Origin of the sequence: Bradyrhizobium sp. CSS354, assembly GCF_029051725.1 — a bacterium.
Taxonomy (GTDB): Bacteria; Pseudomonadota; Alphaproteobacteria; order Rhizobiales; family Xanthobacteraceae; genus Bradyrhizobium.
In genome coordinates this window covers 1-403 of record NZ_JAACFU010000113.1, presented here as the reverse complement: position 1 = coordinate 403, position 403 = coordinate 1, and the positions used below count along the sequence as shown (strand labels likewise).

Annotated in this window: 1 protein-coding gene; it reads right to left on the bottom strand. The window is 52.1% G+C overall.

Annotation, left to right across the window (positions count from 1 at the left end; genetic code table 11):
* Positions 1-360 (bottom strand): type 1 fimbria minor subunit FimG (gene fimG, locus GWG67_RS38890; RefSeq protein ID WP_275174919.1); only part of this gene is annotated, 360 nt, incomplete at its 3' end.
* Positions 361-403 lie beyond the last annotated feature (43 nt).

Genomic DNA, 403 nt, shown 5'->3' with positions numbered 1-403 from the left:
ATTCAATGTGTTGCCACTGTCATCCTGTAGCTCTAACTGGATGTTTTGCGCGGTCCCCTGATTTTTATAATATCCGGTACTGTCGGCTGCCCCGCTGAAGCTGGCAGTGACCCTCGACGTTCCCACCGGACAATTAGTCAACTCAAGCGCAACATCATGCCAGGCCGATGCCGCCCCGGCAGACATAAGACTGAAAGAATAAAGATCGCCGAGATCTACCGTGGCATTGGTGGTGGAAACTGTGCACGGTTTGGCGACGACCTTACCGTTCACCGTGATGGTGACATCGGCTGCCTGTATCGTCGCACTTGCGAACGCCAACATTGCCGCCAATAAATACCCACGTTTGCACCATTTCATGAGCATCTCCAGTTACTGATATTCAAGAGTGAAGGTAGCCGTG